General features: G+C 73.3%; 18 protein-coding genes. 9 read left to right on the top strand and 9 right to left on the bottom strand.

The features are described from left to right. Positions 1 to 20 precede the first annotated feature (20 nt). Both ACN28F_RS00580 and ACN28F_RS00575 read left to right on the top strand, forming a co-directional pair. On the top strand, positions 21 to 410 hold the full coding sequence (locus ACN28F_RS00580; RefSeq protein ID WP_289206200.1) for a DUF1304 domain-containing protein: 390 nt from the start codon (positions 21 to 23) through the stop codon (positions 408 to 410). A gap of 234 nt (positions 411 to 644) precedes the next feature. Next, positions 645 to 1,469 (top strand): poly-gamma-glutamate hydrolase family protein, encoded by an 825-nt coding sequence (locus ACN28F_RS00575; RefSeq protein WP_421356779.1) that lies wholly within the window; start codon positions 645 to 647, stop codon positions 1,467 to 1,469. 142 nt (positions 1,470 to 1,611) lie between these two features. On the opposite strand, the gene ACN28F_RS00570 is transcribed toward ACN28F_RS00575, so the two are convergent. Further along, positions 1,612 to 3,018, bottom strand: a complete 1,407-nt coding sequence (locus ACN28F_RS00570; protein ID WP_289206198.1) for an MFS transporter — start codon at positions 3,016 to 3,018, stop codon at positions 1,612 to 1,614. Positions 3,019 to 3,034: 16 nt separating this feature from the next. After that, the gene (locus ACN28F_RS00565) at positions 3,035 to 3,916 is read right to left on the bottom strand and encodes a glycerophosphodiester phosphodiesterase (RefSeq protein ID WP_421356780.1); all 882 of its coding nucleotides are present in this window, start codon (positions 3,914 to 3,916) and stop codon (positions 3,035 to 3,037) included. Here ACN28F_RS00565 and ACN28F_RS00560 point away from each other — a divergent pair. Continuing rightward, positions 3,915 to 5,261, top strand: a complete 1,347-nt coding sequence (locus tag ACN28F_RS00560) for an Hsp70 family protein (protein ID WP_421356781.1) — start codon at positions 3,915 to 3,917, stop codon at positions 5,259 to 5,261. The two genes, ACN28F_RS00565 and ACN28F_RS00560, sit on opposite strands and share 2 nt — an antisense overlap. A 26-nt stretch (positions 5,262 to 5,287) precedes the next feature. Here the strand turns inward: ACN28F_RS00560 and ACN28F_RS00555 are convergent, their stop codons facing one another. Beyond that, positions 5,288 to 6,511 carry a glycosyltransferase 87 family protein gene (locus ACN28F_RS00555; protein WP_421356775.1) on the bottom strand — a complete coding sequence of 408 codons (1,224 nt, stop codon included), beginning with the start codon at positions 6,509 to 6,511 and terminating at the stop codon, positions 5,288 to 5,290. Between the two features lie 211 nt (positions 6,512 to 6,722). Between ACN28F_RS00555 and ACN28F_RS00550 the strand changes: the two genes are divergently transcribed. Further along, positions 6,723 to 7,133, top strand: a complete 411-nt coding sequence (locus ACN28F_RS00550) for a thiol-disulfide oxidoreductase DCC family protein (RefSeq protein ID WP_421356774.1) — start codon at positions 6,723 to 6,725, stop codon at positions 7,131 to 7,133. A gap of 61 nt (positions 7,134 to 7,194) precedes the next feature. Here the strand turns inward: ACN28F_RS00550 and ACN28F_RS00545 are convergent, their stop codons facing one another. Genes ACN28F_RS00545 through ACN28F_RS00535 form a run of 3 tightly spaced genes read right to left on the bottom strand, consistent with a single transcriptional unit; the run spans position 7,195 to position 11,227 of the window. Then, on the bottom strand, positions 7,195 to 7,839 hold the full coding sequence (locus ACN28F_RS00545) for a hypothetical protein (protein ID WP_421356773.1): 645 nt from the start codon (positions 7,837 to 7,839) through the stop codon (positions 7,195 to 7,197). Then, on the bottom strand, positions 7,836 to 9,704 hold the full coding sequence (locus ACN28F_RS00540) for a dynamin family protein (RefSeq protein ID WP_421356772.1): 1,869 nt from the start codon (positions 9,702 to 9,704) through the stop codon (positions 7,836 to 7,838). Before ACN28F_RS00540 ends, ACN28F_RS00545 begins: the two co-directional genes overlap by 4 nt. Further along, positions 9,701 to 11,227 (bottom strand): dynamin family protein, encoded by a 1,527-nt coding sequence (locus ACN28F_RS00535; protein WP_289206192.1) that lies wholly within the window; start codon positions 11,225 to 11,227, stop codon positions 9,701 to 9,703. Before ACN28F_RS00535 ends, ACN28F_RS00540 begins: the two co-directional genes overlap by 4 nt. Positions 11,228 to 11,456: 229 nt before the next feature. On the opposite strand from ACN28F_RS00535, the gene ACN28F_RS00530 reads away from it, so the two are divergent. Then, positions 11,457 to 14,039 (top strand): LuxR C-terminal-related transcriptional regulator, encoded by a 2,583-nt coding sequence (locus tag ACN28F_RS00530; protein ID WP_421356761.1) that lies wholly within the window; start codon positions 11,457 to 11,459, stop codon positions 14,037 to 14,039. Continuing rightward, the gene (locus tag ACN28F_RS00525) at positions 14,036 to 14,557 is read left to right on the top strand and encodes a LuxR family transcriptional regulator (protein WP_289206190.1); all 522 of its coding nucleotides are present in this window, start codon (positions 14,036 to 14,038) and stop codon (positions 14,555 to 14,557) included. Before ACN28F_RS00530 ends, ACN28F_RS00525 begins: the two co-directional genes overlap by 4 nt. A 22-nt stretch (positions 14,558 to 14,579) precedes the next feature. Here ACN28F_RS00525 and ACN28F_RS00520 read toward each other — a convergent pair whose 3' ends face one another. Further along, positions 14,580 to 15,413 carry a lysophospholipid acyltransferase family protein gene (locus ACN28F_RS00520; RefSeq protein ID WP_289206189.1) on the bottom strand — a complete coding sequence of 278 codons (834 nt, stop codon included), beginning with the start codon at positions 15,411 to 15,413 and terminating at the stop codon, positions 14,580 to 14,582. Between the two features lie 165 nt (positions 15,414 to 15,578). On the opposite strand from ACN28F_RS00520, the gene ACN28F_RS00515 reads away from it, so the two are divergent. Then, entirely contained in the window at positions 15,579 to 17,000 is a 1,422-nt protein-coding gene (locus ACN28F_RS00515) for a cytochrome ubiquinol oxidase subunit I (protein WP_421356762.1), read from the top strand. A gap of 18 nt (positions 17,001 to 17,018) precedes the next feature. Continuing rightward, on the top strand, positions 17,019 to 18,017 hold the full coding sequence (gene cydB / locus ACN28F_RS00510) for a cytochrome d ubiquinol oxidase subunit II (RefSeq protein WP_289206187.1): 999 nt from the start codon (positions 17,019 to 17,021) through the stop codon (positions 18,015 to 18,017). A 78-nt stretch (positions 18,018 to 18,095) separates the two neighbouring features. Here the strand turns inward: cydB and ACN28F_RS00505 are convergent, their stop codons facing one another. After that, positions 18,096 to 18,800, bottom strand: a complete 705-nt coding sequence (locus ACN28F_RS00505) for a hypothetical protein (RefSeq protein ID WP_289210961.1) — start codon at positions 18,798 to 18,800, stop codon at positions 18,096 to 18,098. Positions 18,801 to 18,888: 88 nt separating this feature from the next. Then, positions 18,889 to 19,737 carry a patatin-like phospholipase family protein gene (locus ACN28F_RS00500; protein WP_421356763.1) on the bottom strand — a complete coding sequence of 283 codons (849 nt, stop codon included), beginning with the start codon at positions 19,735 to 19,737 and terminating at the stop codon, positions 18,889 to 18,891. A gap of 73 nt (positions 19,738 to 19,810) precedes the next feature. Here ACN28F_RS00500 and ACN28F_RS00495 point away from each other — a divergent pair. Next, positions 19,811 to 20,182, top strand: a 372-nt coding sequence (locus ACN28F_RS00495; RefSeq protein ID WP_421356801.1) for an SDR family NAD(P)-dependent oxidoreductase, incomplete at its 3' end; no start/stop codon positions are given.

The following is a 20,182-nucleotide window of genomic DNA, read 5'->3' as shown; positions in this document are numbered from 1 at the left end:
TCGGGGGATCGGGGGGCTACGTGGTTGTCGCGGGACTGGTCTTCGCCGCCGTGGCGGCACTGATCCACGGCTACATCTTCTACCTCGAGTCGGTGGCGTGGACCGCGCCGCGTACCCGTGCGGTGTTCGGCATCCGCAGCGAGCAGGAGGCCCTCACCACCCGCTCCCTCGCCTTCAACCAGGGCTTCTACAACCTGTTCCTGGCGGTCGCGGTGGTGCTCGGCATCGTCGTGATCGTCGCCGGGGCGACCGCCGTCGGCGCGACCCTGGTCTTCACCGGTGCCGGGTCGATGCTCGCCGCCAGTGCGGTCCTGGTGATCTCCCGGCCGGCGTTGGTGCGCGCCGCGCTCATCCAGGGGTTGGCGCCGCTGCTCGGCATCGTCGCGCTCGCGGTGGGTCTCGCCGCCTGACCGCCCGCCCGCCTGGGTCGGGCCCGGGGCGGTGTCGGGTCGCCGATACGGCCCACGTCGTCGATCCGACACCGCAGCGGTGCGAAATCCGCCGTACCAGTGGATTTTGCCGCCGAATCCGGCGGTGCAGGCTTCCTGCGGCAACGGAAATCGTTGGTGATCGTCGCAGTCGATGTGACACGGTGTGCCTCGCCCGAACCACCGGGCAACCACACCTGATGGAGGAACCACCTCATGAGCACCAGCAGAAGGGCCGTCCTCGGCATGCTCGCCACCGCGGCAGTCGCCGGACCCCTGGTGACGTTGCCGGCCGCGCCGGCACTCGCCGCCGACCTGTACGACTCCAACACCGACCTGTACGCCGACCCGGACCTGGCCGAAGGCGTCGACTACGCCCGCCGGTTCCGCCGGCACGCCCTGCTCGACAACGCCAACGCGGGCACGGTCGCGTTCCCGCGTACGGCGATCATCGCCCCGCACGGCGGCGGCATCGAGGGTGGCACGTCGGAGCTGTGCCTGGCGATCGCCGGCTACCACCCGGCGACCCTGGCGGCGACCCCCGCCGCCGGCCCGGTCCACGACTACTGGATGTTCGAAGGCATCCGCTCGTCGGGCAACGGCGAGCTGCACGTCACCGCCAGCAACTGTGACGACACCCCGGCGTTGTCGGTGGCGGCCGGCGCGCTCAATGTCGTCGCCCTGCACGGCTGCACCCCGGGCACCGCCGGGCTGCCGTCGAACGCCCAGGCCGTGGCCGTCGGTGGGCGCAACGCCGCGTTCCGGGCCGCGCTGATCACCGCCTACACGGCGGCCGGGTTCACCGCCTTCGACGCCACCGGCATCTCGGCGATCGCCGGCACCGCCACGAACAACATCGTCAACCGGACGCTGCTCGGCATGGGCGCCCAGCTGGAGATCACCACCCCGCTGCGGACGGCGATGTTCGGCACCAACACGGTCGCGCAGCGGCGCAACACCACCAACACGGTGTTCTGGAACTTCGTGGCGGCCACCCGTACCGCCATCGCCGCCATCGAGGCGACCCAGCCCATCCCCTGACCCATCCCCTGACCCGTCCCGTAACCGTCCACCCCGCCTGCCCCGGCCATGATCGCGACGATCTTGCGCTTATCGTTGGACAATTCCGACAAATCTTCTCGATAAGCGCAAGATCGTCGCGATCATGGGGTAGGGGAGAGGGTCAGAGCACCCGGGGTGGGGTGTTGCCGGCGGCGATGATCGCTCGCCGGACCGGCACCGCCGCCAGCAGCAGGAACCCGATCACAAAGAAGATCAACAACGACACGAGGCCCACCCGGTACGAGTTCGTCAGCTGGAACACCACCCCGAACGCCAACGGCCCCAACCAACTGGTGCCCTTGTCGCTGATCTCGTAGAACCCGTAGTACTCGCCTTCCTTACCGGCCGGGATCATCTGGCTGAACAACGACCGGCTCAGCGCCTGCGAGCCGCCCAGCACCAGACCGATCGCCGCCCCCAACGCCATGAACTGCGCCGGCGCCTCCGCCGGCAGCCGGAACGCCGCCAGGATCACCGCCGTCCACAGCACCAGACTGGCCAGCACCGTCTTCCACGCGCCGATCCGTTTCGCCACCGCCCCCAACGCCAACGCCCCACCGAACGCCAGGAACTGCACCAGCAGGATCGTCACGATCAGCGTCGACTGCCCCAGCCGCAGCTCCTCGGTGCCGTACTGGCTGGCCAACGCGATCACCGTCTGAATGCCGTCGTTGTAGACCAGGAACGCCAGCAGGAAGAACAACGTCAACGGGTACGCCTTCAGCCCCCGCACCGTACGACCAAGTTGTCTGAACCCGTCGGTGAGCACGTTGCCGCCCGGGTGCGCGTCGGCTGCCGGACGTTCCCGCAGCCAGGCCAGCGGCACCAGGGTGAACACCGCCCACCACACCCCGGCCGACACGATCGACCAGCGGGCCAGGTCCAGGGTGCGCTGCGGATCACCGTCGATGCTGAACGACTGCACCACCACCAGGTTCGCTGCCAGCAGCAGACCACCACCGAGGTACCCCAACGCCCAGCCCCTGCTGGAGATCCCGTCCCGGTCGTCCGGGCCACCCAGCTGCGGCAGGAACGAGTTGTACACCACCACACTCGCGCCGAACGTCACGTTGGCCAGGATGAACAGCCCGCCACCGAGCAGGTACCGGTCACCCGTCACGAAGATCATCGCGATGGTCGCCGCCGCGCCGAGGAACGCCGTCGCCGCCAGCAGCCGCTTCTTGTGCATGGTGCGGTCGGCGATCGCCCCGGTGACCGGCAACGCCAGCACCGTCAACGCCACCGACAACGACACCAGGTACGGGAAGTACGACCCCGGCGCCACCTGGATACCCAGCGGATACACGTACCCGGTGCACTCGACGGCGTCGATCGCGCAGCCGGCCGCCTGCTTCGTGACACTGGTCAGGAACGGACCCAGGAACACGGTGATCACGGTCGTGGAGAACGCCGACATCGCCCAGTCGTAGAAGTACCAGCCGGTGCGTTCCCGGCGGGTGCTCGCCGGTGCGGCGCCGGCCGACGCGGCCGGGGGCGGAACGGACGTAGGCTCGGTGGGGTCGGCCATCGGATCCTTCTACTGGTCAGGTACGGGCGGCACTGTCCACGTCGACCCGCCGGTCCGGCGGCCAGTGGCCACGACGCAGATAGACGTCACGCAGCACCTCGACGTGATCGGTCATGATGCCATCCACCCCGAGGTCGAGTAACTCGTTCATCTCGGCAGGTTCGTCGATCGTCCAGACATGCACCTGCAACCCCAGCCGGTGGCAGTACGCCACGAACCGGGCGTCGACCACCGGGACCCGGTTGAACCGCACCGGCACCTGCGCGGCTACCACCGACGGCGGCAGCCGCAGCCGGCCACCGGTGACCGACGCGATCCGCAACCGGGTCACCGCCCGCATCCCCAGCGACGTCGCGACCCGGCCCTGCGTCAACGTCCGCAGCCGGTGCAGCCGCCGGTCCGAGAACGACGCCAGCAGCACCCGGTCGGCGGCACCGCACCGCTGAAGCGTCTCCACCGTCGGCCGTACCCCGCCGTCGGCCTTCACGTCGATGTTGAACCGCACCTGCGGCCAGGCGTCGAGGACGTCGTCGAGACGGGGCACCGCCGCCGACCCGCCGACACGTACCGTCGCCAGGTCCGCCCAGCGCATCTTCGCCACCGCGCCCTTGATCCCGGCCAGCCGGTCCAACGTCGGATCGTGGAACACCACCGCCACGCCGTCGGCGGTGCCGTGCACGTCGGTCTCCACGTACCGGTAACCCAGCTCGACGGCACGGGCGAACGCCTCGGCGGTGTTCTCGTCACCCCGGGCCGCCCCGCCCCGGTGCGCGAACGCGATCGGCGTGGGGGAGTCCAGGTACGCGTAACGGTGCGGCACGCTGGGCAGTATGCCTGCCGCCGGCAACCGGCGGGCGTACGTCAGGTTGCGCCGCGCCGGCAGTAGGGTGCCCCCCATGCGGGCACTGGGCATCGACTTCGGCACCTCGAACACGGTGGCGGTGGTGCGCGGCGGCGACGGACGGACCCGGCCACTGCTGTTCGACGGCACCCCGCTGCTGCCGTCGGCGGTGTACCGGGAACCCGACGGACGACTGGCCGTCGGCCACGACGCGCACCGGCGCGCCCGCGTCGACCCGGCCGGATTCGAACCCCACCCGAAGCGCCGCGTCGACGACGGCACGGTGCTGCTGCGTGACGCCGAGGTCCCGGTGCCGCAGCTGATCGCCGCCGTGCTGCGCCACGTCGCCGTCGAGGCCCGCCGCCAGCTCGGCGGCGTCGACGAGGTCCGGCTGAGCCACCCGGCGAGCTGGGGGCAGCGGCGCCGGGCCGTCCTGGTCCAGGCCGCGTACGCCGCCGGACTGCCGCAACCGACGCTGGTCGCCGAGCCGGTCGCCGCCGCCGCCTACTACACGGCGGTGCTGGGTGCGGCGCTGCCACCCGGTCGAGCGTTGGCCGTCTACGACCTCGGCGGCGGCACCTTCGACGCGGCGGTGGTCCGCCGCGACCCGACCGGATCCGAGGCCGCCGGACGCGACCCCGCCCGGCCCAGGGCCACCGGATCCGACGCCGCCGGGTTCGTGGTCCTCGCCGAGCAGGGCCTGACCGAGGTCGGTGGCCTCGAGTTCGACCAGGCCCTCGTGGAACACCTGGGCCGCGCCTACTCACCGAACCGCACCGTCATGTGGAACGGCCTGGTCGCCCCCGCGGACACGGGATCGCGACGGGCCCGTGCCCTGCTCTACGACGACGTCCGCGCCGCCAAGGAGACCCTGTCGCGCACCGCCAGCGCCGACGTGCACCTGCCGGCGCTGGACGTCGCCGCCCACCTCACCCGCGACGAGCTGGAGTCACTGATCCACGGCCACCTTTCCCGGACCGTGGACTGCCTGGCGCGCACCGTCGCCGCCGCCGGCCTGACCCCCGCCGACCTGGTCGGCGTGTTCCTCGTCGGCGGTTCCAGCCGGATTCCGCTGGCAGCGCGGCTGATCCACACCCAACTGGGGGTGGCGCCGACCACGTTGGAGCAACCGGAGACCGTCGTCGCCGACGGCGTACTGCGCACCGGCGGCGCCGCCCGGACCGCGCCCACCGGCTCACCCGCGCCACCGCCGGCGCCGAGGTCACCTGCCGTCGCGCCGGTGCCGTACCAGTCGCCGCTGCCAGCGTCATACCCGGTGCCGGCTGCGTCGGCGGCACCGGCCCGTCCCTGGTACGACGAACACGGCCCCGTCCTGGTGACCGTCCTGGCCGCCCTGGTCGGCGTCGCCGGCGTGGTCCTCGTGGCGCTGCTGCTGGTCTGAGCAGGGCAGGGTCCAGGACCGGGAGGTCACGGTGCGGTCCGGTCCAGCGCGGCGGTGACCGCGCCCGGCTGCCGCGGTGCGGTCCGCTCCCCGGTGCCTGTGGGGCGTCGCGCATCCTGCAGCGGAACGAAACAGGCCACAGCGACAGCCAGCCCGAAACGGAGGTTGCCGGCGACGGCGTCGCCGAGCAGATCGCCACCGACCGAGGTGACCGGGGCAATCATCAGGAAGGCCACCGACACCGACCACGCGATGTTGTATCTCCGGTGAGCGGACACGACGCACAGCGCCGCGAAGACCAACCAGATCTGGTGGTGCGTCCACGACACCGGGGAAACAACGAGACCCGCCGCGCCGACAATGACCGCAGCCGCCAGGTTCCATCCACGTCGGGATGCGCGTACCGCACAATAGAAGGCGATGCCGACTACCAGGAGGCCGAGCCCGCCGACCGCCAGGGTACGGGCGTCGTCGGCTACGTCGAATCTCAGCAGCACCGCGTTGAGCGACTGATTTCCGGTGGTGACGATGTTCCCAATCCGGTCGACACTCCAGATCTCGGTGAACCAGAAACGAATCGACTCGGCGGGCAGAATCAGCCACGCCAAGGCAGTCGATGCCAGAAACGCTGCACTTGCGGTGATCGCCTTCCGCCATTGGCCGGAGACGCACCAGTAGGCGATGAAAATAGCGGGTGTGAGCTTGATGGCCTTGGCGACCCCGGTCGCGACTCCCCGGTAGCGGGCCGGGACGGTGTCCAGGCAGTCAATCAGAACCAGTACGCCCAGGAAGAAGCTGATCTGACCGAAGCGGATGTTACTGGAAACCGGTGCGGACAGAAATAGCAGGAGGCAGACGACGGGTAGGGCGGGCAGCGTGCCCGTGCGGCCGACGACCGCATCACGAAGCAGACATCCCGCGAAGACGACAGCGATCAGCGTGACTGCCGTCCACAGGACCTGGATGATGACTTCCGGGAAGACGGCGATGCTGACGAACAGCAGTCCCGCAAACGGCGGATACGTGAACGGAGCTCCGTCATGGCCGGAGAACCCGTACAGGTCTCCGCCGCGCAACATGAGGCGAACGGCGCCCCAGTAGACGTTGAGGTCGGTGAGACGCTCGCCTGGTGGTCGGAGAAACGCGCCCGCCACCTGGCCTGCGGCGGCGGCGATCACGAACGCCCACACCGCGATCACCGCGACGTCGCGTCGACTGATGGTGCCCCGACGCGCCAGCTGGCTCCGCACTGTGCCCCCGAACGCAGCGGTCCCGACTCGAGTCCGGACCAGACTACGCACGTCCCCGTAGCGCGGTGCGGCGCGGGGCACTGACCGCGAGATCGCGTGGGCCCGTCGCGGGGATTCGGCGCGGCCGGCTGCGGCGTCGCCCCGCCGCCGGTGGTGGGTGATCCGACACAACCGGTGGCACCGGCCGCCGCCGACGCGGGACAATCACCACGTGACCGGCACCGGAGAACCCGAAGGCACGTTCGTCTACGACGGCGACTGCGCGTTCTGCACTATGTGCGTACGGTTCATCGAACGGCGGGTGCCACACAAGGCGACCCTCGTACCGTGGCAGTGGGCCGACCTGCCGGCGCTCGGGCTCACCCGGGAGCAGGGCACGACGGCCGTGCAGTGGGTGCCCGCCGGCACCACCGGCGCGGCCGGTGCCGGGCCGGTGGCGATCGCCGCGCTGCTGCGTACCAGCAACCCGCTGTGGCGGGCCGCCGGCGCCGTTCTCGGTCTGCGTCCGGTGACCGCCCTGGCCTGGCCGGTGTACCGCTGGGTCGCCGCGAACCGGCACCGGCTGCCAGGCGGCACCGCCGCCTGCGCCGTGCCGCGTCCACCGGCGGCGTCGGCCGGCTGAAACCGGCACCGCAGGTCACGGGATCGCCGCCGCGCGGATCGCGTCGGACAGCCGCCCGAGGTCAGCCGTCGGACCAGAACCGGGCCAGCGTGCTGGTCGCCGGATCGTCGGAGGCGATCAGCGTCGCCCACTGCCGCGTACCGCCGTCGTCGTCGGTGCGGCCGGCGTAGCCGGCCACGTCTGCCGGGCCGACCGGTTCACCGCCCGGACCTGTGGCGTCGCCGACGGACCCGCCGCCGATCAGATCGGGATCCGCCCACGGCCAGCCGTCGACCGGGGTCGGCACCCCGGACGGGTCCAGCGGCGGCGGGAACGCCGCCGCCGACCACTCGTCGACACCGGCCGGGGCGTCCGGGTCGGCACCGGGCGGCGGGTCGGCCGGGCCGAACCCGGACTCGGCCGCCGGCGCGGCGCCGAAACCCGCCTCCGCCGGCATCGTGTCGGCGTCGTCGGGGTCCGGCCCGGACAGGTCGCCGCCGTAACTCAACGCACCCGCAGCCCCGCCGCCGTCACCGCCACGACCGTCGTCGACATCGTCGCTGTCGTCGCCGAGCGGCACGTCGTCGGCGGGGCCGAACCCCGACACCGCGTCGGCGGGGCCGAACCCTTCCTGCGGCAACCCGTCGCCACCACCACCCAGGTCGGCGGTGTCGGCGTCGTCACCCGGGAAGTCGTCACCGGGCCAGTCGCCGAAGTCGCTGTTCACCGTGCCACCGCCTCCGCCGCCGGGGCCGTCGGCGCCAACACCCGGGCCCGGGCCAGCACCTCGTCGACCTGCTTCACCCGGGCCCGGATCGTGTCCCGCCGGGCCTGCAACGCCGACCGCCGCCGCGTCCGCTGCGCCTTGTCCCGCGCCGCCGCCGCGTCGATCTCGGCGATGTGCGCGTCCAACTCGGCCAGCCGCCGCTCGATCGCGTCGTCCAACGCCACCGTCAACGCGTACTGCAGGTCGGTGAACCGCTGCGCCAACTCGTCGGTCAACGCCGCCCGCGCCTCACCGAGCACCTCCCGCAGCCACATCCGGGCCTGCTGCCGGTCGGTGGCGACCCGCCGCCGGTACAGGATGAACGCCCCGGCGGCCAACCCCAGCCCGAGACCGGCGACCGGCACCAGCAGCCCACCGCCGACCACCGCGCCGGCGCCCAACGCCGACGCGCCCGCCGCGACGCCCCGCCCGGCCATGAACGCCATCCCACCGGCCGACAACGCGACCATCACGTTGTCGGCGCCGCCGCCGTCACGTCGCGGCCGGCTCGCCAACGTGTGCCGCAACGTGGCGTTGATCCGACCCACCACGAACTGCAACTCGGCCGGCGGGAACACCTGCGCCAGGGTCCGTTCGGCGACCGTCCGGAACCGGGCCTGCAACTCGTGGGAGAACCGCAGTGACACCGCGTGCAACGCCCGGTCCAGCTCGGCCGGCAACTGCTTCAACGCCTCACCCCGGGCCGCGTCGATCCGGGCCAGGAACTGCTCCTGCAGCCCACCGACCGCCGTCCGCAGCCGACCGGTGGCCTCCACCCGGGCCCGCTGCGTCTCGGTGTTCAACGCCAACGACCACTGCCGCGACTCGGTCCGTTTCCGGGCCGCCAACCCGGCCCGTTCCTGCTTCGCCCGCTGCACCTCACCCGGGTCCGGGTCACACGCGGCGACCTGCTGCCCGACCGTCAGGTCCAGCCGCACCAGCTCGCTGCGGATCGTCCGCAGCACGTTCGCCTGCGCCAACAGGTGACCGTTGCCGGCGAGCTCGATCAGCGCATGCTGCAGCGGCGCCACCTGGGAGGCGTCGACCAGTTCACCGGCGTCGGCCGCCGGCAGGGTCAACGCCAACTCGGCCAGCCGCGCCGACACCGGGAACCACGCGGCGGCCGCGAACCGGGGCGCGTGCGCCTGCAGCTGGGCCCGGTTGTCGGCCAGGATCGTGCGCCAACCCGGGTAAGCGTCGGTCTTCGTCAACGCGAACACCACCACGTTGACCCGCTTGCTCGCCTCGATCAGGAAATCCAGCTCGGGCCGGGTGAACGGGGTCGAGGCGTCCACCACGAACAGCAGCGCCGCCGCCCGCGACACCGCGTCCAACGCGATCTCGGTGTGCGCCGGGTCCAGCCCACCCGCGCCCGGGGTGTCCACCAGCGACACGTACCGCAGCAGCGGCGCCGGGCAGGTCACCGCGATCCGCCTCGGCGGACGCGCCCCCTGCGGCAGCACCCCCGACACCGTGGCCCAGTCCCGCAGCCGGTCCACCGGCACGTCCACCGCCTCGGCCTCACCCGGCACGAACGCCCGCGCCGCCGTCACCGGCCCGTGGTCGAACTCCAGGTACGCCGACGTCGCCACCGCCGCGTCCACCGGCGACAACCCGGTCACCCCGATCAACGCGTTCACCAGGGAACTCTTGCCACGTTTCGTTTCCCCGACGACCACCACCGACGGCCGGGTCACCTCCCGGCGCCGCTGGGCGTCGATCTCCGCCGCCGCGTCCGGGTCCAGGCCACGCACGAACCCCAGGCACGTGTCGACCGCCCCGGTCAGCAACGTGCCCAACGCCGCCGACCCGGCCCCGCCGCTCACCGGCGCACCGCCCGTACCTGCTGCGACAGCAGATGGAACCCCCGGTGGGCCACCAACGCCACCCGTGACTGCGCCGGTGACGCCCCGGCGACGGCGAACACCCGCCACCGGGTGGCCGCCTCCACCGCCGCCGCCGCCAACTGCTCCACCGACGCCGCCGGCAGTTCCAGCACCCAGCGCGGATCCGCCGACAACGCCAACCGGGTCAACTCCTGCTCCATCGCCTCCGGCAGCTCCACACTGCCCGTGGTCACCTGCTGCGCCACCTCCAGCAGCCGCAGCCGGTGGTACTCCGGCTGGTGCAGCAGCCGCTCGATCGCGTCGCGCAGCGTCTCCCGGTCACCGGGATGCGCCGTGTGGCTGGCCACCTTCTCCAGCGTCGACAACGCCCACCCGGCCTTGATCGCGTCGGTGCGCCACCGGAACGCCTCGTCCACGGTGTGCCGCAGCCGCGGAAACCCCGACGCCGCGTACAACGCCCGCACCAGGTCCCCGGACGCCAACTGCGGCGCCGCCCGCAGCTGCGCCACCGCGAACCCGATCCCGTACAGGTCCAGCAGCGCCAGCAGCCGTTCCCGCTGCGCCCGCGGCACCGGGCAGTCCCGGGACACGAACAGGTCCACCGACGCGGTCAGCACCGTCCACTGCGCCGCCGGCACCTGCGCCAACGTCCGCAACGCCTCACAGTCGGCCGCCGTCAACCGGCCCGCCTCGGTCGTCTCCGCCAGCAACCCGACCGCCGGCACCACGTCCGACACGATCCGACGCAGCACCCGCGTCTGGTCGGCGGCCAGCGGCGCCGCCACCGGCCACGGATCGGCACCACCGGCCACCAACTTGTCGACCTTGTTGAACAACCCGACCGAGTTGATCGGGCTGCTCGACAACCGCGCCGACACCGCCCGGAACGCCTCCAACGCCCGTACGTCGTCGTCACGCACCGACTGGGTGAACACGTACACGATCGCCTCGGCGCCGGAGACCGCCCCGACGGAGTCGTCGTCGATCCCGGCGTCGAACGGCGCCGTCGCCTCACCTGCGTCTGGGGAGTCCGCGCCGGCACCGGCGAACAGGTACCGGCGCGCCGCGTCACTGACCCCGGTGCTGGCCGACGACAGCCCCGGCGTGTCGATCACCGTCAACTCCCGCAGATGGTCACTGGTCAAGGTGACGTCGACGAACGCGATCCGCGCCGTCGGCACCCCCAGCCGCTGCGGGATCATCCCCGTCGGATCCAACGGCAGACTGACCCGTACGCCGTCGCGGCGCACCACGTCCACCCGGTCGGCGGTGCCGTACCGGAACTGGGTGACCACCCGGGTGCACTCACCAACCTCCGTCGGCGCCACCCGCCGCCCGATCAACGCGTTGACCAGCGTCGACTTGCCCGCCTTGAGCCGCCCGGCGATCGCCACCCGCAGCGGCTCGTCCAACCGCCGCCGGACCCGCGCCACCTCACCACCGGTCGGCGCACCCACCCGGGGACCCACCTCGTCACACAACGCCGCGACCCGGCTGCTCAACGGCCCCGCACCCACGGATTGGTCACCGCCCCACAGGGTCGGCGACAATGACGCCACGCCCAACGGTGGTACCCGCTCATCTCGCTGGTCGTCCTCCCGACAGCACGGCACGCGGTGGTGCGCCCACCACCGACATCCACAGTACGAATATCCTCTCCGGCGCAGGATCCCATGTTCGTGCCACCTTCGCCCGGGGAGGGCCACGAGCCGGAAAAGCGGGGGAGGACGGGTGCGGCAACCAGCCGACGGCGCTCACGCCACCGACGTGGCGGCGGCCGCCGCCGCCCGGCTCACCCGCCCCGGCCTCGTCGTCATCACCGGCGTGCCCGGCAGCGGCCGCACCACCACGCTGCGCCGCGTCGCCACGGCGTCGCCCGGCCCGGTCCACCCCGGCGGCGCTCTCACCGCCCTGCGCCACGTCCCCGCGTTCCCCCTCAGCCACGCCCTGCGGGTCCGGCTACCCACCCACGACGTGGCGCTGCTCGCCGAGGCGGTCCGCTCCCGGGTACGCCACGGCCTGCTCGTCCTCGACGACCTGCAGTGGGCCGACCCGGTCACCGTCGCCGCCCTGCCCGCCGTGGCCCGCCACTGCCGGGTCGTCGTCGCCCTGCGCACCCCGCACCCGCTGCCCGCCGCCGCCATCGACCCGCTGCGCGACGGCGACGCCCTGTGGCTGGCGCTCCCGGCGCTGGACCCGACGGCCACCGCCGACCTGATCCGCCGTACCGCCCCCGGCCTGGACCCGGCGACCGTCACCGACCTGGCCCGACGCGCCGGCGGCAACCCGCTGGCCGCCACCGCCCTGGCCCGCCACCGCACCGCCCGCACCTCGCCGCCGCCACCCGACACCACCGACCTCGACCAGGTCGCCTACGCCGTCGCCGCCGCCCTGGCCGACCTCACCCGGCCGGCCCGCACCGCCCTGGCCGCCCTCGGCCTGCTCGGCCGGCCGGCACCCGCCGCCGCTCTCGGCGACGGCGTCGCCGAACTCACCGACGCCGGCCTGGTCACCGCCGCCACCGGCCTGATCACCCCGGTGTCGCCGTACCAGGCCGACGTGGCCGCCGGCCTGCTCGACGCCGCCAGCCGCCGAGCCCTGCACCGACGCCTCGCCGACCTGGTCACCGACCCTCTGGAAGCCGCCCGGCACCTCGCCGCCGCCGGCGACACCGACGCCGCCTACCAGCGGGCCGTGACCGCTGCCGCCGACGCCACCACCGGCGGCGCCCGCGCCGAGGCGCTGCTGTTCGCCTGCGACCAGCCCGCCGCCACCGCCACCGTGCGGCTCGACGCGGCCCGGGCCGCCCTGACCACCGGCCGGCCCCGCCACGCCCTGACCCTGCTCGACGCCGCCGACTCCGACGTCAGCGACGAGGTCGCCGCCCTGCGCGCCGAAGCGCTGCTGCAGGCCGGGGAGCTCGCCGCCGCCCGCGCCACCGCCGCCGCCCTGGCCGCCCGCGTCACCGACCACCCGGCCGCCACGTCGCCGCCCGCCGCGACCGCCGACCGGGTGCTGCTGCTGGCCGACCTCGCCGTCGACCCGACGGCGGCGGCCCGCCGTGCCGCCGCCGTCACCGCCCGCCACGGCGCCACGCCGACCCACGTCGGCCTGCGCGCGGCGCTGGCCGCCGTCGCCGCCGCCGACCGCACCCCCGGCTGGGAACACCGGCTCGCCGGCACCGCCGCCGCGGCGGCCGCCGACGGCGACCTGCTGACCGCCCGGTGGAGCGCCTGGCAGCTGGTCGAGACCCTCACCGGCGACGGCCGGCTCGCCGAGGCCGCGCACGCCGCCACCGCCGCCGCGGCCGCCTGCGCCGCCGACCTGGCCTACAGCTGGCAGACCCGTTTCCTCGCCGCCCGCCTGTGGTGCCTGGCACTGCGCGGTGAACCGTCGGCAGGGGACCAGCCCGGCCCGGTCGGCGACGACCCGCCCGCACCCACCGACACACTGCCCACCGCCACCGACGCGCTGCTGCGCGCCGCCGCCGACCTCACCGACCGCACCCTGCCCGCCACCGCCCACCGCTACGCCACCGCCACGGCGGGCCTGCTCGAAGCCGACGGCGGACTGCTCGCGGCCGCCCGGGCCCGGCTCGCCGCCGCCACCACCGCGACCGCGCCGCCGCCGGGCCTGCTGGACTGGGTCGCCCGGGAAGCGGCCTGGCTCGACGGTCAACCCGACAGAGCCGCCGCGCCTGCCGGCACCGACCCGACCACCGGTGCCGCCGCTGCGCCGAGCGCGTCACCGCTGGTCGACGGACTGCGGCGGATCACCGCCCACTGGGCCGCCCACGACACCCCCACGGTGACACCGCCGCCGGCCGCCGGGACACCACCGACGCTGCCGGCACCGGTAGCGGCGACGCTGGCCGCCTGGTCGACGGCCGACCCGCGCCGGTTCGGCGCCGCCGCCGCCACCTGGCCCGACGTCAGCGTTCGCGAACAGGTCCGCTGCCTGCTCGCCCAGGGCCTGCACGAAGCCGACCCGCACCGCGCGGTGCCCGCCCTGCTCGCCGCGGAACGCATCGCCGCGCGCGCCGGCCTGGTCGTACTGCTGGGCCGCTGCCGACGTGCGCTGCGCCGGCACGCGGTACGCCGCGACGACCGGGGCACCCGCGACGGTGAGCTGCTCACCGGCCGGGAACGTGACGTGCTGCGGCTGGTCGCCCAGGGCGAGCCGACCCGCCGCATCGCCGGCCAACTCGGCATCTCCACCGAAACCGTGGAAACCCACGTCCGGGCCGGGATGCGTAAACTCGGTGCCCGCACCCGCACCGAAGCAGCCGCCCTGGCCATGGAGACCGACCGATGAGCGCACCGCCGCGCTACGTCCTGTCCAGCTCCACCGAGGCGAACGCCGTTCTGCGGCGGCTCGCCCGCGACGGCTGGACCGTCCGGGAAGGCTTCGCGTTGACCGAGGCCGCCTGGGACCTGACCGCCGCCCGACTGGCCCTGCACGGCCGGGTCACCGACGCCGACACCGTGGCCCTGGTGGCGCTGGCCGCCGCCCGGGGTGCCGCCGTCGTCGCGGTGGTCGACCCGGGCGGCGACGTCGGTCGGGCCCTGGTCGACGACCTCGGCCGGCTCGGCCCGGTGCTGCGCCACGGTGACGTCGGCCCGCCGGCGTCACCGGTCGACTCCGTCCTGGTGCCGGAGCAGCGGGCCCTGCTCGACCGGCTCGCCAACGGCGAGACGATCGCCGCGGCCGCCGCCGCCGAGTTCCTGTCGTTGCGGACCGCGAACCGCCGCATCGCGCAGGCCCGCGCGGCGTTCGGGGTCCGCACCACCCGCGAGGCCGTCCTGGCCTACCTGCGGCAACGCTCCCGCTGAACCGGCACCGGGTACGGCGCCGTCAGCCGCCGTCCGGTGCCTGGCCGGCGGCCGGGGCGTCGTCCGCCGCGTCGACCCGGCCCCGGCGGTGTCGCCGACTCACGTCGACCGGTCGGGTCACGTCGACGTGCCGGGGTGCCTGCGGCTCGTCCGGGCGCAACGCCGCCAACTCGTCGGTGAGGGCGTCGATGATCCGTTGGGTCGCGCGTTGCGCGGCGCCCGGCCGCGCCGGGTCGACCCCGGACAGGTCCACCGGGGCGCCGAAGTGGACCCGGACCACCGGGCGGCGCAGCACCGCCCGTAGCACCGCGCGGCCCAGGCCGCGGGGTGCCGCCCACGGCAGCACCTCGTGGGCCCCCCACTGGGCCACCGGCACCACCACCGCGCCGCTGGCCAGCGCGAGCCGCGCGGTACCCGTGCGGCCGCGTTCGGGCCACATCCACGGGTCGAGACCGATGCGCCCTTCCGGGTAGACCAGGACCACCGCGCCGCCAGCGACGGCCGCCACGGCGGCGTCGAGCGCCTGGGCGACGGTGTCGGTGCGCCGGTCGACCCGGATGTGCCCGGCGCGGCGCATCACCGGGCCGACCACCGGGGCCCGGAACAGCCCGCCGGTGGCGAGCACCCGGGGGGCGACCCGCCGCACGCGGCAGGCGGCGGCGAGCGCGACCGGGTCGAACGGGCTGATGTGGTTGGCGGCCAGGATCAGCGGTCCGTGCCGCAGCGCGTCCGGTACGTCGCCGGTGACCCGCAGCCGGGCGAGCAGCCCGACGACGATCCGGGCGGCGACCTGCAGCAGCCGCCACAGCGGCGGCGGCCGCCAGGGCGTCGGGGCAGGGGGAGTGGGGGTGTCCATCAGCGGTCGATCGTCGCACAGTCCGGCCCGCCACGGGCGCCCCGTGCCGACCGTCCCGCGAGGGTCGGGACCGACGGCCCTCTCCCGTCGGGACCACCGCCCCTGGCCCGTTCCACGACAGGCCGTAGTATGTACTACGCCTTGTAGTAACTAGATGGGGGAGCCGTGGACGCGCTCGACATAGCCCGCTGGCAGTTCGGTGTCACCACCGTCTACCACTTCCTGTTCGTCCCACTCACCATCGGCCTCAGCCTGCTCGTCGCCATCCTGCAGACCGCCTGGCACCGCACCGGCGACGACCGCTACCTCAAACTCACCAAGTTCTACGGAAAACTGTTCCTCATCAACTTCGCCATGGGCATCGTCACCGGCATCGTCCAGGAATTCCAGTTCGGCATGAACTGGAGCGACTACTCCCGGTTCGTCGGCGACATCTTCGGCGTACCCCTGGCCATCGAAGCCCTGCTCGCCTTCTTCCTCGAATCCACCTTCCTCGGACTGTGGATCTTCGGCTGGAACCGGCTCCCCAAAGCCCTGCACCTGGCCACCATCTGGCTCGCCTCGTTCGGCAGCATCATCAGCGCCTGGTTCATCCTCGCCGCCAACTCCTGGATGCAGAACCCCGTCGGCTACCGCATCAACCCGGACACCGGCCGCGCCGAACTCACCGACTTCATCGCCGTACTCACCAACAAGGTCACCCTCATCACCTTCCCGCACACCCTCGCCGGCTGCTTCATGGTCGCCGGCGCCCTCGTCCTGGCCGTCGCCCTCTGGCACCTCATCCGCCACCCCGACGGCCCCGACACCCCCGCCTTCCGCACCGCCACCAAGATCGGCGCCTGGACCACCCTGGCCGCCACCGCTGCCGTCATCATCACCGGCGACATCCAAGGCAAGATCATGACCCAGGTCCAGCCCATGAAGATGGCCGCCGCCGAAGGCCTCTACACCACCGAAAGCCCCGCCTCCTTCTCCGTCGTCACCGTCGGCACCCTCGACGGCAGCCGCGAAATCTGGGCCCTCAAGATCCCGTACCTGCTGTCCTGGCTGTCCACCGGCGACCCCACCGGCCAGGTCCAGGGCATCAACGACCTGCAGGCCCAGTACGCCGCCCAGTACGGCCCCGGCAACTACACCCCGATCATCCCCGTCACCTACTGGAGCTTCCGCTTCATGATCGGATTCGGCCTCGCCACCGCCGCCATCGCCCTCTGGGCCCTGTGGACCACCCGCCGCGGCCGCACCCCCACCGGACGCTGGCTGCTGCGCGCCGGCCTCACCCTGCCCGTCCTACCACTACTGGCCAACACCTTCGGCTGGATCTTCACCGAAATGGGCCGCCAACCCTGGATCGTCTTCGGCGAAATGCTCACCCGCGACGGCGTCAGCCGCAGCGTCTCCCTCACCGAAGTCCTCACCTCTTTCACCGCCTTCACCCTCATCTACGCCACCCTCGCCGTCATCGAGGTCAAGCTCCTCATCCGCTACGCCCGAAACGGACTGCCCGACCTCACCGACCCACCCCCACCGGACGACACCGACGACGACACCACCCTCGACCGGCCCCTCGCCGCCACCCACTGACCACCCCGGAGACCCCTCGTGGAACTCACCACCGTCTGGTTTGGGCTCATCGCCGTACTCTTCACCGGATACTTCATCCTCGAAGGCTTCGACTTCGGCGTCGGCATCCTCGCCCGCCTCATCGGCCGCACCGAACCCGAACGACGCGCCGCCATCACCACCATCGGCCCCGTCTGGGACGGCAACGAGGTCTGGCTCATCACCGCCGGCGGCGCCATGTTCGCCGCCTTCCCCGAGTGGTACGCCACCCTGTTCTCCGGCTTCTACCTACCGCTACTGCTCATCCTCATCGCCCTCATCCTGCGCGGCGTCGCCTTCGAATACCGCGACAAACGAGACGAACCCCACTGGCGCCGCCGCTGGGACAACGCCATCTTCATCGGCTCACTGCTACCCGCCGCACTCTGGGGCGTCGCCTTCGCCAACATCGTGCGCGGCGTACCCCTGGACGCCGACCACGAATACACCGGCACCCTGCTCACCCTGCTCAACCCCTACGCCCTGCTCGGCGGCGCCACCACCACCGCCCTGTTCGTCACCCACGGCGCCGTCTTCCTCGCCCTCAAGACCACCGGCGACCTGCGCCACCGCGCCCGCCGCGTCGCCACCTGGACCGGCCTGACCGCTGCCGCGCTCGCCGTCGGATTCCTCACCTGGACCCTCACCATCCGCGCCAACCCCACCGCCGTCGTCCTCGCCGTCACCGCCGCCCTCGCCCTCGTCGCCGGCCTGGCCGCCAACCAGGTACGCCGCGAAGGCTGGGCCTTCACCGGCACCGCCACCGCCATCGGCCTCGCCGTCGCCGCCCTGTTCACCGCCCTGTTCCCGACCGTCCTACCCTCCACCGGCGACCCCGCCGGCACCCTGACCACCACCAACGCCGCCTCCACCACCTACACCCTGACGATCATGACCTGGGTCGCCGCCGCACTCACCCCCGTCGTCCTGCTCTACCAGGGCTGGACCTACTGGGTGTTCCGCCACCGCGTCCACGTCACCGACCAACCCAGCCACTGACTCCACCAGCCACCGACCCGCACACGACGGTGCCCCCGGCGCGACCAACCACCGGGGGCACCACCCACAGGCCCGACGTCAACCCACCTCCGGCAACTCCGCCAACCGCGCCTCCACCTCCGCCAACTCCGCCCGCAACTTCTCCGCCTGCCGCTGCGCCTCGGCCCGCTCCGACGCCAGGATCTGCTCCACCGCCTCATGCACCCCCGGCACATCCACCAACGCCACCATCTTCAACGCCTCCGCCGGCCGGATCACGTACGGCTTCGCCAACGCCTTCGCGCCCTGCGCCGCCGCCACCGTCCACTCACCGTCGGCATACGCCAACGTCACCGTCAACCCGGCCGGCGCCTTCGGCTTCACCGCCTTCGCCGCCCGACGCGCCGGGCGCTGCGCACCCTCGTCCACCGTCGACTCCTCCACCTGCTCCCGCCGCGCCGGCACCACCACCGGCGGCTCACCCAACTTGAACTCCGGCTCCGGCACCACCGGCACCGGGTCGACCACCGGCTCCGCCGCCGGCCGCCGCGCACCCGCACCCCGCGGCGCCACCACCAGATCACCGGGGGAGAACGGCAACTCGTCACGACCGAACCGCACCACCACCCACTCGTCGGACACCGCCGGATCCGCCAGGCCCACCACCTGACCCACCTGCCCGGCGATCTGCCCCGCCGACTCGGTGAACATCACCTTCGGCTTACGCCCAGCAGCCACCGCCTCCCGGATCACCCCCAACTCCTCGTCCGACAACCCACCCGCACCAGCGCCCGCGGCAACCATCAGCACCCTTTCCGTCCGTACACCTGTTTGAGTGCTGCCTTCCTACCAGCCGCCGCCGACACCGCCGACCGCACCCCACCACCCCCGCTCACCCCGACGCGGCACCACCCGACCACACCCGACCCACCTGGCCGGCCGCCGCCGACCCCTGCCGCCACCCCGCCCGCGCCGCACCCGGCCGCCGCGCCGGATCCAGCAACCGCCGCCCGATCACCCGCCTCGCCGCCCGGTCCGGCGACACCACCACCACCTGCCCCGACAACCCCGCCACCTGCCGCGCCACCGGCGCCAACCAGCCCAACCCCCACGTGATCGGCGCCAACACCACCACCGACGCGTACCCCGCCGCCAGATCCGCGTTCGCCGCCGACCGCATCCCACCGTCGATCAACCGCCGCCCACCGACCACCACCGGCGGCCACACCCCCGGCACCGCGCAACTCGCCGACACCGCGTCGACCAGGTCCACCCCCGGCCGTGACCCGTCGAACACCACCAGCTCACCCGTCTCGGCGTCCACCGCCGTCACCCACAACGGCCGCTCCGGCCACGACCACACCGGCAACGCCTCCTCGAACACCGGCCGCCGCGACACCGCCGACCCCGCCGCGAAGGCCGCCGCGTACCGGCCGATCCGCGCCCGCGCCCGCCGCCCGTCCCCGCTGCACACCGCCGCCCACAGCAGACACGACACCGCACCCGGACCCATCCGGTCCGTCGACGGCTCACCGGCCACCAGCTGCCCCGCGTACAGCTGATCCAGATCCGCCCCCGAGCGCAGCTGCGCACCCACCACCGCGCCCGCCGAGGTACCGACCACCAGATCCGCCACGCCCAACTCCACCCCGGCCCGCGCCAACCCGGCCAACACCCCGATCTGCCAGGCCACCCCGGTCACCCCGCCGCTGCCCAGCACCACCGCACGCCTACCCGCCATACCTGTCCTATTGCCCCGCGACGTCGGCGGTAACGTCACCGCCGACGACACACCGCAGGGGAGAGGGGACACCATGGCACCGGTCACCGTGGTCACCGGCGGCAGCCGGGGGATCGGCGCGGCCACCGTACGCCGCCTCGCCGCCGCCGGACACGACCTCGTCATCGGCTACCGGCGCGACGCCGCCGCCGCCCACGCGGTCCGCGACGACGTGCAGGCGGCGGGCCGCCGGGCGGTCACGGTCGCCGTCGACACCACCGATCCGGCGGGGGTCGCCGCGCTGTTCGACGCCGCCGCCGACCTCGGCGCGCTCACCGGCCTGGTCAACAACGCCGGCGTCACCAGCCGGATCGGACCCTTCGTCGACCTCACCGTCGACGACCTGCGCCGGGTCGTGGACGTCAACCTCATCGGGTACGTCCTCTGCGCCCAGCAGGCCGCCCGC

The sequence above is a fragment of the Solwaraspora sp. WMMA2101 genome, assembly GCF_049179175.1.
GTDB lineage: Bacteria > Actinomycetota > Actinomycetes > Mycobacteriales > Micromonosporaceae > Micromonospora_E.
This window is presented reverse-complemented; position numbering and strand designations above follow the sequence as displayed.

Excerpts from the sequence above, each read along its gene's own strand:
- ACN28F_RS00575 (WP_421356779.1), top strand. The coding sequence starts at position 645 with ATGAGCACCAGCAGAAGGGCCGTCCTCGGCATGCTCGCCACCGCGGCA.
- ACN28F_RS00570 (WP_289206198.1), bottom strand. The coding sequence starts at position 3,018 with ATGGCCGACCCCACCGAGCCTACGTCCGTTCCGCCCCCGGCCGCGTCG.
- ACN28F_RS00560 (WP_421356781.1), top strand. The coding sequence starts at position 3,915 with ATGCGGGCACTGGGCATCGACTTCGGCACCTCGAACACGGTGGCGGTG.
- ACN28F_RS00565 (WP_421356780.1), bottom strand. The coding sequence starts at position 3,916 with ATGGGGGGCACCCTACTGCCGGCGCGGCGCAACCTGACGTACGCCCGC.
- ACN28F_RS00525 (WP_289206190.1), top strand. The coding sequence starts at position 14,036 with ATGAGCGCACCGCCGCGCTACGTCCTGTCCAGCTCCACCGAGGCGAAC.
- ACN28F_RS00520 (WP_289206189.1), bottom strand. The coding sequence starts at position 15,413 with ATGGACACCCCCACTCCCCCTGCCCCGACGCCCTGGCGGCCGCCGCCG.
- ACN28F_RS00505 (WP_289210961.1), bottom strand. The coding sequence starts at position 18,800 with ATGGTTGCCGCGGGCGCTGGTGCGGGTGGGTTGTCGGACGAGGAGTTG.
- ACN28F_RS00500 (WP_421356763.1), bottom strand. The coding sequence starts at position 19,737 with ATGGCGGGTAGGCGTGCGGTGGTGCTGGGCAGCGGCGGGGTGACCGGG.